At 46.3% G+C, this 16146-nt stretch carries 15 protein-coding genes; 6 read left to right on the forward strand and 9 right to left on the reverse strand.

Translation table 11 applies throughout. The features are described from left to right. Positions 1-9 precede the first annotated feature (9 nt). A complete protein-coding gene (locus N7386_RS04650; protein ID WP_086902125.1) occupies positions 10-843 on the reverse strand; it encodes a hypothetical protein in 834 nt (277 codons plus the stop codon). Positions 844-1758: 915 nt separating this feature from the next. Between N7386_RS04650 and N7386_RS04655 the strand changes: the two genes are divergently transcribed. Next, the gene (locus N7386_RS04655; RefSeq protein WP_086904344.1) at positions 1759-3216 is read left to right on the forward strand and encodes an OmpA family protein; all 1458 of its coding nucleotides are present in this window, start codon (positions 1759-1761) and stop codon (positions 3214-3216) included. A gap of 162 nt (positions 3217-3378) precedes the next feature. Here N7386_RS04655 and N7386_RS04660 read toward each other — a convergent pair whose 3' ends face one another. The 3 genes from N7386_RS04660 to N7386_RS04670 form a co-directional block, all read right to left on the reverse strand. Further along, the gene (locus tag N7386_RS04660; protein ID WP_086904343.1) at positions 3379-4089 is read right to left on the reverse strand and encodes a 23S rRNA pseudouridine(2604) synthase RluF; all 711 of its coding nucleotides are present in this window, start codon (positions 4087-4089) and stop codon (positions 3379-3381) included. 11 nt (positions 4090-4100) lie between these two features. Beyond that, positions 4101-4793 carry a hypothetical protein gene (locus N7386_RS04665; protein ID WP_086904342.1) on the reverse strand — a complete coding sequence of 231 codons (693 nt, stop codon included), beginning with the start codon at positions 4791-4793 and terminating at the stop codon, positions 4101-4103. 185 nt (positions 4794-4978) lie between these two features. Further along, a complete protein-coding gene (locus N7386_RS04670) occupies positions 4979-6316 on the reverse strand; it encodes a Na+/H+ antiporter NhaC family protein (protein ID WP_011625394.1) in 1338 nt (445 codons plus the stop codon). A 549-nt stretch (positions 6317-6865) separates the two neighbouring features. On the opposite strand from N7386_RS04670, the gene N7386_RS04675 reads away from it, so the two are divergent. The 4 genes from N7386_RS04675 (at position 6866) to N7386_RS04690 (ending at position 9774) form a co-directional block, all read left to right on the forward strand. After that, entirely contained in the window at positions 6866-7774 is a 909-nt protein-coding gene (locus N7386_RS04675; protein ID WP_011621714.1) for a DUF6662 family protein, read from the forward strand. Between the two features lie 79 nt (positions 7775-7853). Further along, complete coding sequence (locus tag N7386_RS04680) at positions 7854-8405, forward strand: FMN-binding protein (protein ID WP_126512544.1); 552 nt, start codon at positions 7854-7856, stop codon at positions 8403-8405. Continuing rightward, the gene (locus N7386_RS04685) at positions 8405-9253 is read left to right on the forward strand and encodes an FAD:protein FMN transferase (protein WP_086904341.1); all 849 of its coding nucleotides are present in this window, start codon (positions 8405-8407) and stop codon (positions 9251-9253) included. Before N7386_RS04680 ends, N7386_RS04685 begins: the two co-directional genes overlap by 1 nt. Before the next feature lie 53 nt (positions 9254-9306). Continuing rightward, a complete protein-coding gene (locus N7386_RS04690; protein ID WP_086904340.1) occupies positions 9307-9774 on the forward strand; it encodes a hypothetical protein in 468 nt (155 codons plus the stop codon). Positions 9775-9856: 82 nt separating this feature from the next. Here N7386_RS04690 and N7386_RS04695 read toward each other — a convergent pair whose 3' ends face one another. Next, positions 9857-11488, reverse strand: a complete 1632-nt coding sequence (locus tag N7386_RS04695; RefSeq protein ID WP_279767195.1) for a methyl-accepting chemotaxis protein — start codon at positions 11486-11488, stop codon at positions 9857-9859. Between the two features lie 143 nt (positions 11489-11631). Beyond that, positions 11632-12522, reverse strand: a complete 891-nt coding sequence (locus tag N7386_RS04700; RefSeq protein WP_279767196.1) for a DMT family transporter — start codon at positions 12520-12522, stop codon at positions 11632-11634. Between the two features lie 192 nt (positions 12523-12714). Between N7386_RS04700 and N7386_RS04705 the strand changes: the two genes are divergently transcribed. Next, the gene (locus tag N7386_RS04705; protein WP_279767197.1) at positions 12715-13494 is read left to right on the forward strand and encodes a helix-turn-helix transcriptional regulator; all 780 of its coding nucleotides are present in this window, start codon (positions 12715-12717) and stop codon (positions 13492-13494) included. 564 nt (positions 13495-14058) lie between these two features. Here the strand turns inward: N7386_RS04705 and N7386_RS04710 are convergent. The 3 genes from N7386_RS04710 to cydB all read right to left on the reverse strand — a co-directional run bounded on the left by N7386_RS04710 (position 14059) and on the right by cydB (position 16110). After that, positions 14059-14445, reverse strand: a complete 387-nt coding sequence (locus N7386_RS04710; RefSeq protein ID WP_279767198.1) for a GreA/GreB family elongation factor — start codon at positions 14443-14445, stop codon at positions 14059-14061. A gap of 461 nt (positions 14446-14906) precedes the next feature. Next, the gene (locus N7386_RS04715; protein ID WP_084294915.1) at positions 14907-15041 is read right to left on the reverse strand and encodes a DUF2474 family protein; all 135 of its coding nucleotides are present in this window, start codon (positions 15039-15041) and stop codon (positions 14907-14909) included. 61 nt (positions 15042-15102) lie between these two features. Then, the gene (cydB, locus tag N7386_RS04720) at positions 15103-16110 is read right to left on the reverse strand and encodes a cytochrome d ubiquinol oxidase subunit II (RefSeq protein ID WP_208661864.1); all 1008 of its coding nucleotides are present in this window, start codon (positions 16108-16110) and stop codon (positions 15103-15105) included. Positions 16111-16146: the final 36 nt, after the last annotated feature.

Genomic DNA, 16146 nt, shown 5'->3' on the forward strand with positions numbered 1-16146 from the left:
AATGCTTTGTTATGCAAGGATTTCACGTTCGGCACGATGCACTCTTTCCATTAGTCGTCTGAAATGCATGTGCTCGCTCTCACTTCTACAGGTATGCATTAGTTCGTCAACTTCACGCATTAAGAGGTGATATCGATCCATTCTTTCTTCTATCGGTAGTCTCTTGGAGCTAACAAGCTTGTCAAGATTCGCAGATAACCGTTGATATTCAATAGCAGCAATCGATTCACCTTTAGGGCTTTTTTGGCTTTCAAAAATAGACATTTCCATCATTTGTCGCATATTGCGTAGTTCAGCTTGCATTACCTCCAATGCGAGACCCTCTTTGCCATTTTCCAAATCTGGAATTTTAGCAGGTGAATTAAGTGCTAAAAGTTTAACTATAGAGTTAACGTTAGAAGAGTCACCTTCAGCTAATGCTGTTGCCTCAATAGATGATTTTAGCTTTTGCTGTATTGCAAGGACTTCGTGATATTTCATTTCTTGAGAGTATTCAAGATAACGAAGTGGAGCGATATCAAATATTTTGGGAGTATCTTTTTCCTGTATCAAAACAACAGGCTTGTCGAAAGCCTGCCTTATTCCAAGCTCAAAAAGAACATTTGGATTTCGGCTTGACAGATCGCAAATTGCAATAGGAGCTTCAATTAATTTCTTTAAGATATCGAGGTGAATTAGGTTTGTTTCTTTAACCTCGTCCGCTCGAACAGGGTTGTAACCGGCCATTTCACAAGATGGCCGAATTATATTTTCATAAACATGGCCAAAATGTCCTTTTGGATAGCCTTCCTGATCTGCAATTGGCATGATCACAAAGCAATCTTTTTCTTCTTTTTTAGCCATTGGCTACTCCATTAGTCGGTGAATTGCATAACATTTGATTAGTGCGCATGCGCGTTTACCTTGTTAGACCAGTGAAAACGCGCACGGTTAACTATCTGTATGTAAAGAACTTATCAGCTTTCTGCCAAATACACCATCTGGAAAAACGCGCATGCGCGTTTTCCAAACCTATTAACTAAAATTCAGTTACTATATTCACCTGATTTTATAGAGTTTTATTTATTGCGGATGGAATTAGTGCGCACTGATTTTGTCTCAAAATCATACCAAAACACCTAAATTTAAATACGACTGTATACCCATACATTGTTAGCCGATTTCTGGTAAGGCCAAACATAGGCAAATAGATAAGAATATATATGGCAGCAGGTATGGGAATTTTCGATTGAGCTAACGAGCCGAAACACGGAATGGGGCAAAAAGCTTTTAGCCAGATGAACAGTTCAATGGTCGTTAAGATTGCCACTGTTACAACAGTGACCGTTGGCGGCATGGATGCCGCCGTCGAGCCTATAGGGATATATTCACGGCGTGTCACTGGGGAAACAGTGGCAATGCATATAACGCAATATCCGATTCGACTGTCTTGTTTGGGGGCAAAAAGCTTTTAGCCAGATGAACAGTTCAATGGTCGTTAAAATTGCCATTGTTGCAATAGTGACCGTTGGTCGCATGGCTGCTCTTTCACATTCATATGAACATGGTATCTCTACTTCTGTGTGCTATTTAAAGATGGGGCTTCTATATTTTTCTTTATTTCTTCGCAGTATTTCCCGTATTTCCTTTTCAATAAAAAGTATTACTTTTATGCCGTTTAATACCTAGGTAAAAAATTTTATCGTATTATCCCGTCACTATTTTTATCTATTTAATTGCTTCGCGAGAGCTAGATTCCCCCACAGAAAAGGATTTTTTATGGGACATAAGACGTTATTGAGTGCTGTACTTTTGACTTCGACCTGCGGTGTCGCCTCTTTTGCGGTGAATGCTGAATCGCTGTTTACTCCCTTTCCTGACGCCAAATCGCCTGAAGAAAAGCGCATCCACTTTACGCCCTTTGAACTTATCACCGCAATGGATGGCGGCAAGTTCACTCTGTTGCCTGTATCGGGCAAATTGACTCGACAAAGCGTTGAGTTGCCCGAGGGGTATAGTCCTGAACATGTGATCAATAACTATTTGGCACAGCTAAAAAAACTGAATGCTGAAGTGCTATTTAGCTGTCAGGCCGCCAGCTGCGGTGATGGTCAAGCGATGCAAACTCAGCTAAAGCCGCTTAAGAGCGTGAATGCTGACTATCACAGTGCTTACGTGGCGGCAAAACTGAAAGGTTCTCGCGGTGAGGTTTACGCCAGTATCTATGTCGTCAATCGCGAGGATAGATATACCTATCTGCAAGTCGATATCCTTGATTCTATTCCTGAGCCGCTAGATTTGATCCAAGCCAATGGTGACTTTTTACAGCAGGCGCCGAAGCAAATTGAGATTAAAGATAGGCGTAGTGACGATGCTCAAGGCGCGACCGACCATCCTTTATTGGGGCGCATGCCCGGCAGTTATATTACCAGTTACAAACAAACTAACTTTACCCAAGTGCCTGTATTAGTGGGGATCTCTGGCGCCGATTATCAAACCAAATCGCTGGATGCCAAGCTTACCCAAATAAGTTATCAGATGCCTGAAAGCTATTCGTTGTTTGAAATCAACAGCAATTATGCCGCAGCTGCACAAAAACTGCAGGCTGAGCGGGTATTCCATTGTAAAGGCACGGCCTGCGGCGACGATGATAACCTGATCAATGCCATCAAATTAATCAAGGACGATAGAGAAGACGAATGGCAGGAGTATCAGCTGTTTAAGCTGAGCCACGCCAAGGGCGATGTTTACTTCGATATCTATTCCCAAGGATATTTTGATGGCACACCAGCCGATACTACGCTTAGGGTAATGGAGCTCTCTACTCTGAAGGATGATCGTGTGGCGATTAATCTCGATGCCCTGACCGATGCGATTAGCCAAACAGGCAAGGCAACATTAGAGGGATTGTTGTTTGATTATGATAGTGAGCGTTTGTTACCTGAGTCCAAGCCAGTGCTCGAGGTCCTCGCGAGTTATCTTAAGCAGAATCCGACGCTGAGTTTTTATGTAGTTGGACATACCGATGACAAGGGCGAGCGGAGTTACAATCAAAGCCTGTCGGAGCGCCGCGCCGCAGCAGTGATTAAGCAGTTGAGTGACGAGTTTAAAATTCCGTCGGTCCAATTAACCGCCCACGGTAACGGGGAATACAGCCCTGTGGCCAGTAACACTAATGACGCCGGACAAAAGTTGAATCGCAGAGTGGAGTTAGTGCTTCGTTCCGATAAAAAGTAGCTCAAGGTCATCAGCTTGAAAGGCTATCTTCGTTCCATCTAAAACGCCTGAGATGACTCAGGCGTTTTTATCTTCATTGGTGTTTATTGGAAGATATTGTTCGCGCAGGCATTTGCCTCAAATTGTGGTTAGCTGCTTGGGGCATTCGCCATTTGTCTTCCACTAAATTGCCACAGCGGCTTTAAGCGCTGTAACTTCCTCAGGGCTGAGTGGTCGCATTTCGCCTTCGGCTAAGGAGCCTAGCGTTAATGTCATTAACTCGACGCGTTGTAAGTCAATCACCTTATAACCTAAGGCGTTGGACATGCGCCGAATTTGGCGATTTAACCCTTGGGTAAGCACAATTTCAAAACTCACATCACTTAACCGCGTGACTTGGCAGGGGAGTGTGCGCACCTCTTTATATTGCACGCCGCAGGCCATTTGTTCGATAAAGGCATCGTTGAAGGGTCTATCGAGTTGCACATGATAGGTTTTACTGTGGGCAAAACTAGGGTGCATCAGTTTATGGGTGAGTTCGCCATCATTGGTGAGCAGCAATAAGCCACGGGAATCCTTATCTAATCTGCCAACAGGGTAGAGTCTTGGCGTGGTTGGCAGTAAATGCAGCAAACTGTCCTTATCGGCGTCTAACAACCGGCAATCTGTGCCCACGGCTTTATTGAAGAGCCAATAGCTGAGTGCTTCGGTGCCCGAAATGGGCTTATCGTCTAAGCTGAGGCTATCAAGGCATAGGCCGTCAGCATCGAAATACACGGCATCGGTATGCTGAGCAATTTTGCCATTGAGGCTGATACGTCCGGCCTCAATTAAGCGGCAGGCTTCGCGGCGTGAACTAATGCCGCATTGGGCAAGGTATTTGGCGAGACGCATAAATGACTAAGCTAAAACGGGTGATGGACTTGGGCGCGATAATACAGGATTTTGGATAAACGGCGCATGGCAAATGCAAGGCTGATGCACCAAATAATATTTAGGTTTGTTTGCAGCCACATATTGGCGGCGACAAAACAGAAGTGAATGTTTGTCTCGCAGGGCGGGAAATCTAGCTGGCTCCAGTCCAGTTGTAAGCTCAGACAAACGGCACTGATAAAGCTTAATAAGCTTAAGTAAAACAAAGGTCTTGGGCAGATCAGTTTAGGCATGATTCCCGCAATAATCACCAAGGCATGCAGGGTTAGCGTGCTTAACAGATAGCTAGTGGAAACCAGTCTGTGCATGGTTAAAAAGTTAATCGGAAAAATCCCCATCAAAATCACTGAGGTGCCAACCCAGGCGCCGGTGAGCGCAATATATTGACTAAAGCTGTCGAGTTTAAGTAAGTAGAGCCCAGCCATAGAGATCAACATACAAATCCCTGCGGCTAATAATCCGAGGTTAAACACATAGGCGAGGGGCGAGTTGATATAGTCACCAAGAAAATCGGCACGCATAAACAGGGCAGATGTGCCGACGACTTGATATTCGGCGTAGAGCGCGATGATAACCCCTGTGGCACTTAGCAGCGCCGCGCCCACAATCAACCAAGTGATCAGGCGATGTAAGTCGTAAAAGCTGGGTTCATGCTGCGGATTCATATTGTGATGGATGCATTTTGGGGTGAATGAGTATGGCGTAAATTAAGGTTAATACCGCGCAAATAACCCGCTGTAACTTGCCTTAATCCTAAACTGATGGCAAGTCTTGAGCTAATTTGAACCTTAGGCAGATAAAAACAAAGGGAGCGAATGGCTCCCTTTGTGTTATCGACAGTCGAATAAGATTAGTGGCGCTTACGGAAAATCACAATCGCAATCGCGACAGCCGCTAGGATCATGCAGTACCAAGCGTGGGATACGGCCGCCAGCGGTGTGATGCTAAAGGTTGAAGCAATCAGCAGTGCTTGGGCGCCATAGGGAATTAACCCTTGGATAATACAGGCAAAAATATCGAGTACACTGGCCGCGCGTTTAGGGCTAACACCGTGTTTTTCAGCCAGATCTTTAGCAATATCCCCCGTCACAACGATAGATACTGTGTTGTTGGCAACGCAGCTGTTGGTGACGGCTACAATCCCTGCCATGCCTAATTCAGCCGCGCGGCATGAGGCTTCGCCTTGAGCTTTTGAGAAACGGGTGATGAGCTTTTCAATCTGCTTGCTTACAAAGGCTAGACCACCTTGTTGCTGCATCAGTGCGGCTAAACCACCGACTAACATCGACAGGATGAAGATTTCCTGCATATTGCTAAAGCCTGCGTAGATATCCTTACCAAATTGGATAACGCCATAGTCCATGGTCAGGAATCCCGCTGCGCCCGCCAGCAGAATGCCTAAGGTCAAGACGACGAACACGTTTAACCCTGCGACCGCTAATACCAGAATTGTCAGGTAAGGAATCACCTTAATAAAGTCAATTTCTTGAGCGGCTAGATCGGCTTGGCCTTGGCCTGCAATCACAAAAGCGATAAAGGTCAACAGTGAAGCCGGGATAGCAAAAATCAGGTTCTCGCGGAATTTATCTTTCATATCACAGCCTTGAGTTCGAGTGGCCGCAATAGTGGTATCCGAAATAATCGAGAGGTTATCGCCAAACAGTGCGCCAGACATCACGGCGCCCGCCATCAGGGCATAATCTATTTGTGCCTGATCGGCAACGCCTAAGGCGATAGGTGCCACGGCGGCAATAGTGCCCATTGAGGTACCCATTGCGGTGGCAATAAAGGCGGCAATCACAAAAAAGCCGGGCAGTAACAGGTTTGAAGGAATAAGTGATAAACCTAAGGCGACAGTCGCATCGACACCGCCGGTGGCTTTCGCGACCGCAGCAAAACCGCCAGCCAGCAAGTAAATCAAACACATAGCAATAATATTGCTATGGCCAATACCGCCGATAAAGGTATCAATCGCTTGATTGAGTTTTTGTTTTGATAATACCAAGGCCAGAATAATGGCTGGCAGAATGGCAATCACACTCGGTAATTGATAGAAGGCAAAGTCCACACCTTGGCTTTGGAAATAGACGCCTGCGCCAATAAACAGACTTAGAAAAACGAATAAGGGTAACAGGGCAATAAAGGATGCCGGGCTACTCGGTGCAGTGGTTTGGGCTGATTGACTCAATGTAATTTCTCTTTTACTCGGCGGGTTGTCCGCGTGATCCTTGGCAGTCTAACTCGCTTAAAATCTATGCCGCTTTGGCATCATATCCTAGCAACTTGGTGCCAAGCATATTGGATTGCCATTTTACTGTCAATCTAGACGTCTAGATGTTTTTACTTCCGTTGTGATCTGTTCGTTAAAAAGAGGTTTAAATCGTGGTTTTTACTCAGTTTAGACCTTATTTATCAGTTGGTTAATTACCGCTATTTTGTTGTCACCACGCAAAGAATGAACCCTGTATTTGTGTGAGTAGGGTGGCCGTGAGCCGATTCAAGGCTGTGGTGAGTATAGTCATTGAGCAGAAATGCGCGATGACCTGAGCAGATTGAATCTGCATAGCAAAAAAATATTAATTGAATATTAATTTGTAACATCATGTTTTAAATGAAATATCCTTATTATTTGGTACTTTATCTGATAAAACACTAATGATAATGATTTGCGTTGTTTTTGTTGCTCTACTAGAATCGCCTCCAAATTATGTTAATAACTCTTTGGAACTTTGTTTAAATGCGCACATCTTCTCGTCATCGCCTGAGTGTCGTCGCTGCCTCTGTGCTAACACTCGGTATCTGCCACACAGCCACTGCGGGTGAAGATTTATTTGGTTATGTCAAAGGCGCTGAGGCTATGCCTAAAGAAGCCATTGAACTCTATCAAAAAGTGACGTTGCGTAACGACAAAGGCCAAGGTACTTACCGTGGTATTAATTACGAAACTGAGCTGGAATACGGTGTGACCGACAAGTTTGCGGTATCGGGTTCGGCTAAGTTTATGTCTCTAGATACCAGCGGCTTAATCATCGATGGTTATCTGCCGAAAGAGAAAAACATTGGTTTTGCCACCTCTGGCGCTGAAGTCGGCTTAAGCTACATGTTTTTAAGCCCTGCCAAGGATGATATTGGTCTGTCTATGACCGCCTCGTTAGACTATGACTGGATTGATGTGCACTCTGGTCAAGACAAAGACACCCTGTCGCTCGATTTAGGCTTACAGACTCAAAAGTACATGCTCGAAGGCGAGTTAATTTGGGTTGGCAACCTTGGCATGGAATCGACCTATGCCGACCGCGCACCAATTGCCAATTTGCCTGAAGACTTTGACTGGTCAACCGATCCTGAGATGGAACTGGAGCTGAAAATGGGCACTGGCCTGAGCTACCGTTTCGCCCCTAACTGGTTTATCAGTGCCGAAGTGTTATTCGAAACCGAATTTGAGACTGAGATTGGTCAAGAGCGTTGGTCATTCTTCGCCGGCCCTTCATTGCACTATGGTAGCGCCGATTGGTGGGCGACCCTCACTTGGTTACCTCAGTTAAGTGGTGGCGGTGAGCAGTACGAAGGTCAAAAGGACACCAGTCTGCATCTGATTGAAAAAACAGAACAAGAAGTCAGATTAAAAGTGGCATTTAACTTCTAATTTGTATTTTACTCATAGGCAGGGCAGAGTGGCTCTGCCTGCGATGAATCAAGCTTTTGCTTTAACACTAGGTATTGAAATGGCGCATACATATCTGAATAGCTTGTGGTTTATGCCAATAGTCATAGTTGCCGCCCCTGCATTTTCTGCGGATTATTTAACAGTGGCCCAAGCGCAGGCGTTGATTTTTGATAAGGCAGCGGTATTTAGTGAGCGTCCAACCTTACTGAGCTCCGATGCGAAAGATCAGATCAAAGATTTATCGGGCGTTCGCCAACGCCAAGATCAGCAACCTATCTGGAAAGTTGAAAAGGACGGTCAGTTTCTCGGTTGGTTTGTGGTGGATGATGTTGTCGGTAAACATGAGTATATTACCTACGCCATCGGCATTAGTCCGCAGGGCGAAGTGCTCGGGTTAGAGGTGCTCAGTTACCGTGAAACCCACGGCGGCCAAGTGCGTGAAGCGAGTTGGCGCGATCAGTTCCACGGTAAAACCCTCAAAGATCCCTTTAAACTCGATGAGGATGTCAGCAATATTAGCGGTGCCACATTAAGTTGCCGTAATTTACTCGATGGCGTAAAACGGTTACTTGTTATCCATCAACTCTTTTTGTCGCAGTCAGTCGCATAGTGATACGTAGAGCCAAACCCTTACTCGGCACCTTAGTCGAAATTGCCGCTGAGTCCGTTGCCGAGCACAACGCTCATCCTTCACTGGATGAGTCTGCCCTTCAAGCCGCTATAACAGCGGCTTTTTCGCGTGTGGCCCATATTGGCCGCTTACTCAGTTTTCACCAGCAGGATAGTGAGCTGAATTTACTGAATCGCCAGCCGGGGCAGTGGATATCCTTAAGTCCTGATAGCCTGAGGGTGTTGAAGCTCGCCAAGTGGTTTGGCAGGGCTAGTGACAACCTCTTCAACTGCACTGTGGGCGGCGAGATGATGTCCCGCGGCGCCTTGCCTGCTTATCTCGGAATGCCGCTGCTGTTGCAGGGGGATTGGCGAGATATTGAAATCCAGGCGGATAAAGCAAGGTTAGCTCGCCCACTAATTTTGACCTTAGATGGCATAGCTAAAGGTTATGCGGTCGATATGGCGGTCACTGAATTGCGACGGGCCGGCGTGTGCGGCGGCTGGGTGAATGCGGGTGGTGATTTAAAAGTGTTTGGTAGCGCTTCATTAAATGTGCTGTGCCGTGGTCCGAACGGATTGAGTCAAAAGATCAACGTCAGTAATACCGCCCTTGCCAGTTCGCGGGTTTCCCAGCATTTAAGCCATGATTACCCCGCGTTATTGTTACCGACGGGCAATTTAGACGAGCAGCAGTGTGCCAGCGACAAAGAAAAGGTTGTGAGTGTGCGCGCACCGTTTGCCTGGCGCGCCGACGCATTAACCAAGGTAGCGGGCTACCTTGACGATGCCACCGCCGCCGCAAAAATTCAGCAGTTGGGTGGCGATTTAGTCAACTTCGCGCCCTAAGATTTGTCGATAACGCTTTCATCACTCTTTAGTATTTTTGACGATATATAAAAATGAAAAAATTAAGTGGTTATCCCAATTGGTTTTTCTGGTTGATCATCCTTGCCATCACAGTAACAGGCCTTACGGGCTTATTTATGTTGCCTTGGGTGATGGAGTTTAAGCTGCAGTGGGATGTAGATTTTGGCCTGAGCGGGGATCTGCGCTTACCCGCAGTTGTGATGCATGTGCTGCTAGGCTGGTTGATGCTCATGTTGCTCGGCGCACTGTGGCATAGCCATATTCGTGCTGGTTGGCGTAAAAAGCTTAATCATAAGAGTGGATTAGTGATGTCACTCAGTCTATTGGCATTAGCGTTAACGGGTGTTGGCTTGTATTACTTAAGCTCTGAATCGGCGCAGTTGGCCGCGAGTTTATTACACACCTTTTTAGGGCTGTTACTCTGTGGCGGCTTTGGTTGGCATTATTGGCACGGCCGGCAAATTCGGCAGCAATCTTTAACGCGCCAACGTATCCTCTAATCAATAAAAAGAGTGCCTAGGCACTCTTTTTATTGGTCTTTGAGTAACGCTAAGTCTGGTACATCTGGGCGCGTTACTCTCCTTAAGCGACTTTAAAGCGTGACACTTCTTTTTGCAGATTGCTGCAAATGGTTTGGGTGTTGACGACGATTTGCTGAGTCTCTTGGATAACAGTATTGCAGTAGCGGGTTTTGTCAGACAGCTCGGTCAAGTTACGATTGATTTCTTCGGTCACATGGGTTTGCTCTTCGGTGGCCGTGGCGGTTTGGGTCGACATCTCGCTGACCTTAGAGGTGGAGTTCAGGATCTCATCTAAGGCATCCTGTGTCTGGCTGGCGAGGGTCACGGTCGAGTTTGTGAGGCTGGCGCCCGATTCAATGCTCTTAACCGCATCATTCACGCCCCGTTGTAACTCTTCAATCATTCGCTGAATATCTTGAGTCGAGGTTTCGGTGCGGCTCGCCAGTGTGCGAACTTCATCGGCAACTACCGCAAAGCCGCGCCCTTGCTCACCCGCACGGGCCGCCTCAATGGCGGCGTTGAGGGCGAGTAGGTTGGTTTGCTCTGCAATCGAGCGGATAACATCCAATACCGAGGCGATATTGGCGGAATTCACTGAGAGTTTTTCGATAACCGCCACGGCTTGTTTCACCGACTCCGACAGTTGCTGAATATGGTTAACCGACTGGGTAAGGATATTTTTACCTTCGATGGTTTGGTCGTTGACTTTAGTGATTTCGGTGGCGGTATGCAGGGCGTTGCTGGCCACTTCTCGCACCGCGGCGCTCATCTCATTCACCGCCGTGACTATGGTATCGACAAACTGTTCCTGCTCGTAACTGATGCCTATGGTGGTGGTTGATTTTGTCGCGAGGTTTTCAACGGTTTGGCTGACATCCTTGGTTTGGCTGATAATCGCGATAACCATTTGCTGCAATTGAGCTACGAACAAGTTAAAGGCATTGGCTAGCTCGCCAATTTCATCTTGACGGGTGATGGGGATTCGTTGGGTTAAGTTTCCGTCGCCATCGACAATATCGTTGATCCTGTCGGTAATATCGCGGATCGCATTGACGATGATTTTGGGGCCAAAGTAGGCAATCACGAGGGCGACTATCGCGACTAAGGTGGCTATGGTGACCGAAATTTGGGTTTGCGTGGTGGCTTGCTCTGAGGCCTGTAAATCCAGTTCTTTAACGCGGTTATCAGCAGCTTCACCGGCGGCGTTGTAGATACTCCTCAGGGCCTTAAACTCTTTTTTAGATTTATTTTCATGGAGTTGTCTTGCCAGTTCAAAGTCATTGTTTTTCACCGCATTGATCACTTCCGATGAGGCTTGATACCAGAGTGAAAATTGCGCCTCAAAACCGCTGGTGGATTTGATAACTTCTAAATGGTCTTGCAGATAATTTTTAAATTCTCCCATGCGATCGCGCGCTTGGTCGACGTTTTCCTGCCAGTTGTCTATCTCACTCTTGCGGTTCTCGCTGCTGAGCTCGGGCCGAAGCAGTACTTCTTCACTCAGTTGGGCCTGATAGAGATCGCGGTCGGCGTTGAGAATAGCCGAAATCGCCGGATTAAATCGTTGGCTAAATTCCTGCATTTGCTTAAGGGTGGTGCGGTTTTGCATCGCATCCGTCACGGCCATCATAATTAAGGCTGTCGCCATAATGGCAAACATCAGCGAAAACTTTACTCTAATGCTATTAAACATAGGACTCTCCATAACTCTCTGACAAAACGACTTATTAAATAGCTTAGTCGCTATTTGGTTGTTTGCAGCAGCCTGCGAAAAGTCTGTATTAGAAGCGATGATAAAAAAACGCCCCAAGGTTTTGGGGCGTTGAGTTAAGCGATTTATTCGGTGCAGGCGATAGGCGCTTGTGTTTTCGGTTTAGGTTTTACCTGTACTAACATCACCCCAAAGATGACCATAGCACCACCTATATAGTGATAAACGGCTAAGGTTTCATTCAGAATAATCGCCGCTAAGATTGCCGCGAGGATCGGCAGCAAGTTGAAGAAAATACTGGTGCGCTCGGCCCCTAACTTGCTGATGCCATTAATCCAGGCCCAAGGTGCAATGAGTGAGGCCCCCAGAGCGGCATAGAGTATTAACGGTGCGGCTTGGCTGCTAATAGCGGTACTTGGTGCGCTAAACAGCAGCGGGATTAACATCAAGACCGCGATAATCCCTTGAATATACACTGACTCCCACGTCGATATCGGCAATTGCCAGCGTTTAAGCAATACCCCATAAAGTGCGTACACAAAGGCGCTGATGAGTAACAGTAAATCCCCTTGGGTCACGCCGATGGCAAGATTGGCCATATCGCCGTGGCTTAACATGAACACTAAGCCCAAGAGCGAAATCACAGTGCCACCAAAGACCAAAGGCGTCAGCTTTTGTTTGAGTAGTGGTACGGCCAAGAACAAGCTCACCATAGGCACCAGCGAGTTGATTAGGGCCATATTGGTCGCAGTTGTGGTTGCCGCCGCAAAATAAGCTAGGCTTTGGTTTAATACCATGCCTAAGGCGGCCAAGGTGGCGAGTTTGGGCAGTAATGGTGCAATCGTTTTACGCTTACGCCAGACGGGTTTTAGCATAAAAGGTGTTAATACTAGCATCGCAAAAAACCAGCGATAAAAGGCTATCGCTTCGGGGGCGATGATCCCACAGGAGAGTTTGTTAACAATGGCGTTGCCCGCCCAAATCACGACGGCGAGAAGCGGAAATAAATACAGCATAGGTCAGTCTTAATTGGTGTGGAGACGGGGTTAGGCGAAGGGGCTTAAACCCGATGTTTTAGGCTGCTACTATTATCTCTGGTCTTTTATGATATAAATATCGCTTAAAAGACAATGTCAGTTCGTCGGCGGACAATCCTTTTTAAGTCTCAGTATTCGCCTCGAATTTGCCAGCCTATTTTCGGAGGTCTGATGCGTCCCGTTTATCATCCGCTCAAGGCAGAACAAGCGCCTATTGCCGATATTTTCTTCAACTATGAAGCGTTTCTCCCTAATACCATCACCCCAAAACACAGTCACACTTGGGGGCAGTTGCAGCTGATCAGCGGTGGTATTATGGAGCTGCATGCCGCAGGGCAGAGGTTTTTATCGCCTTCCCAATATGCGATTTGGGTGCCGGCTGGGATTGAACATGAGAGCTTTACTCGTCGCAGTATCCATTATTGCTCGATGAATATCGTGGCTAGTCGTGCGGGGGCTTTTCCGAATGAAACCTGCCTGCTGGCGATCACGCCCATCGCTCTGGCGATAGTGAACGACCTGAGGGAGCGGCAAATAAGAGTGGCCGAGAGCGATGCGGATAAACGTCTAGTTGAAGTGTTAATCGATCAGTTGATTTTAGGTCAGGCACAGCCGCAATTTTTACCCTCGAGTGGCGATAAATTATTACAGCCCATTTTGCAGCAACTCGAACTCGATCCCGCCAGCCAAAAGAGCCTTAAGAGTTGGGCAAGCGAGCTGCATACCACAGAGCGTACTTTGGCTCGGCGTTGCCAAGACAGCCTTGGGATGAGTTTTACCGAGCTGCGACAGCGGCATAAGTTTATTTATTCGTTACAGCTATTACGTGAAGGATTGGCAATCAAGGAAGTGGCGCTGACCTTGGGCTATAACCAAACCTCACCTTATATAGTGATGTTTAAAAAATATGCCCAATATTCGCCTGAGCAATACCGCCGTCAACTGGGATAAAAAAGAGGGCGCGGTAGTCACCACGCCCTCTTACAAATAAAGAGAGGATTTAAGGGATTTTTTACACAGGGATTAATCGGAGTTTTTCTGTCGATTCCGTTTATCCTGACGTTTCTCTTTTAAGGTTTTCATCGGCGGTTTTTTCGCTTTTTCTTTACTCATGACAAATACTCCTAACTGAACTTAAACTCAGCAAAGTGATACTCAGTAAAGTGAAACTTAATTAAATGAGACTATCGAGTGTAGCGCCGCATTCTCATCGATAGTTTATTCAACTCTATCCGTCGATAAAGTTGAATGGAAAAAAGTCGATGACCCATAATTTACTTTCACCCCTTGATGATTTTTACATAAGCGCTGCCATACTCGGTAAATAGTCAAGAGGCTCTGATATAGGGCCGTCGGCTTTAATTCATTACGCGGCCTGTTAATAACTTCAAAATAATGCTCTCCTGCTTTTATATTATGCCTATGCTAAATGCCGCCGCAAATAGCGATTTAAAAGCATGCTGCCACTGAAATTTGAACATGCTTTATTCTGGAAATGCTATTTTTCCCTCTGATTTATTTCTTGCCGAGGGCGATATCCTTCACCATAAACAGTACGGGTTTACCTAGAATATTGACTTCGGCATATTCGCCCTTGGTGCGTCCGAGTAGGCTGACACCGAGATCGGAGATCACAGAGTAGCGTCCTACTCTGGGTTTGTGTCTTGGAGGATACACCAGCTCGATGCGGTATTCCTGCTGGTCCTGTTGATTAACCAGTAAAATTTCTCGTCCAACCGTCACTTTATCTAGGGTTTCTTCACTTTTGAGTTGATCCAGTTTTGCAATCACTGCGGCTAATGAAGTCGGGCGCAGTGAGGCATTAAAACTGTTTTGCAGGTAATAGGTTTCAGTTTTCAACATAAAAGACTGAAATAGATTGCTAAAAAAAGAATAAAACATAACTACCCCAAAATATGAGCTAGATAAAATCCATGCCCCAAAATAAACATGGAAGCGATAAAATTAAATGTGGGTATTAGATGCCGAGTGCGAGTGGCACTCGGCTTAAACTGGAAATTTAAGTGAAAGGCGTACAAAGCGGGCTAAATAATGAGGCTTATTTAGCGTAAAAGGCGATGATTCAAATGTGATAGATGAAAATGCATTGTTTAACATGTTGCTACATCTCCATATCAAATTAAGGCTAAATTAATCATCCAATTGGGTTGATGATTAATGACTAATAAACTGTCCATACCATAGGCCAACTGAAAAAATAAAGCAACCCATGTTTTAACTCTAGGCTCTTTATTTCTGGAATGACGTTTTCCTATTAAATAAAAATATTTTCTTAATAACCGGCGATATTTTTAGGCAATTATTAGCGCATAAATTGATTAACGTGGCTGAATGTTAAGCCGCTAAGTCGTTAGCCCTGCACCTTGCAGGATAATTTTAAGGCAGAGGGAAACCAGCAGTAGGCAACTGACGCTGGTGCACCAAATCAGTAGTAACCAGCCGAGCCGTTTGGGGAGCGATGAAGTTTGAGTCGTCATAGCAATCTCCTAAGTTTGTATTGCTGGCAGCCGAGTCGATATCGGCTGCATGAAGTCGTTTTTAGTGATAACCCGCATCCTTGGTGACTTTGCCGCGAAACACGTAATAGCTCCAAAAGGTGTAGGCCAAGATCAAGGGGATAATCATCAGTGCGCCGATGAGCATAAAACCTAAGCTGCTCTCAGGTGCAGCCGCCTGCCATAGGCTGATCGTTGGCGGAATAATATGTGGCCAGATGCTGATGCCCAAGCCACTAAAGCCTAAGAAGATTAACGCGAGTGTCAGTAAGAAGGGGCGATAGTCATCCTCAGTATTTAAAGCGCGGATAAGTGCCTTAGTGCAGAGTAATACCAGCAGAGGTACAGGCGCAAAATAGAATAAATTCGGCAGACTAAACCAGCGCAGGGCAATATTGGGTTGTACGAAGGGCGTCCATAAACTGACGATTCCTATGGTCATCAACAGGCAAATCGCGAGGACTTTAGCAAGCTGCTGCATGGTCGTCTTGAGTGTGCCTGTGCATTTCTTTACTAACCAAGTTGCACCAAGCAGCGCGTAGGCCAGCATCAGCCCAAAACCACAGAAGAGTGAGAAGGGCGATAACCAATCGAAGCTGCTACCGCTGAACCTTTGCCCATCGACCGAAATGCCCGAGATAAATGCGCCGAGCACTACGCCTTGGGCAAAGGTGGCAATAATCGAGCCGAACATAAAGGCTTTATCCCAAAAGGGTTTGGTCTCTGCGCTGGATTTAAACCTAAATTCAAAGGCGACGCCGCGAAAAATCAACGCGAGCAGCATGATCAGTAAGGGAATGGTTAGGGCTTCGAGCACTATGGCGTAGGCGAGGGGAAAGGCGCCGAGCAGGCTAGCACCACCTAGTACTAGCCAAGTCTCGTTACCATCCCATACTGGCGCGACGGTGTTGACCATTACATCCCTATCGTCTTCATCATGGATGAAGGGAAATAAGATGCCGATGCCAAGATCGAAGCCATCCATCACTATGTACATGAGTGTGGCAAAGATGATGATCCCAAACCAAATCAGGGGTAAGTCGAATTCCATGTTGTGCCTTTAAATGGGTTGATTAATCGGTTGATA

The sequence above is a fragment of the Shewanella sp. GD04112 genome (assembly GCF_029835735.1).
In the GTDB taxonomy this organism is placed as follows: domain Bacteria; phylum Pseudomonadota; class Gammaproteobacteria; order Enterobacterales; family Shewanellaceae; genus Shewanella.